The sequence below is a fragment of the Streptomyces rubellomurinus genome (assembly GCF_000961885.1).
Taxonomy (GTDB): Bacteria; Actinomycetota; Actinomycetes; order Streptomycetales; family Streptomycetaceae; genus Kitasatospora; species Kitasatospora rubellomurina.
The window spans coordinates 1-703 of sequence record NZ_JZKH01000282.1 but is presented as its reverse complement, the minus strand read 5'-3'; the positions used below and the strand labels follow the sequence as shown (position 1 = coordinate 703).

Below are 703 nucleotides of genomic sequence, written 5' to 3'. Positions count from 1 at the left end.
GATGTCGGCGAGGCGGGTGTACAGGTCCTCGACGGGCAGCGGCTCGGCGTCCTGCGGCGGCCACTGCTCGGGCCAGTCCGCGACGGGCGCCGCGTCGGCGCCCAGTACGCCCCGGGCGTGGCAGGTGGCCTCGGCCTCCCCGTCGCCCCCCTCCGGCCGCGAGTAGACCGTGACGTCACGGCGGCCGTCCGGACCGGCCGCACCGACCGCGACCTGCAGCTGACGGGTGACACCCTCCTGGACGAGCAGCGGCGACTCCAGCACCAGCTCGTCCACCACCGGCACGCCGACCTGGCGGCCGGCGGCGATGGCCAGCTCGACCAGCGCCACGCCGGGCACGACCATGGTGCCGAGCAGCAGGTGCTCGGCGACCCAGGGCTGGGTCTCGGTGGACACCCGGCCGGTGAACACCCACTCGTCCCGGTCGCCGACCTGCACGGCGGCGGCCAGCAGCGGGTGCTCGATGCCCACGAGCCCGGCGGCCGTGACGTCCCCGGCGCCCGCACCCGGGGTCAGCCAGAAGCGTTCGCGCTGGAAGGCGTAGGTGGGCAGGTCGACGACCCGGGCGCCGGTGCCCGCGTAGAAGGCGGTCCAGTCGACGGCCGTGCCGGCGGTGTGGGCCTGGCCCACGAAGGCGGCGAAGGTCTCGCGGTCGTCCTGCTTGGCGCGCAGGGCGGCGGTGAACGCGGCGTCGGCGTCGTCC

General features: G+C 76.4%; 1 protein-coding gene. It reads right to left on the bottom strand.

Annotated elements, in window-relative coordinates; translation table 11 throughout:
- A partial coding sequence (locus VM95_RS37835; protein WP_045706074.1) for a polyketide synthase dehydratase domain-containing protein occupies positions 1-703 on the bottom strand: 703 nt, incomplete at both ends.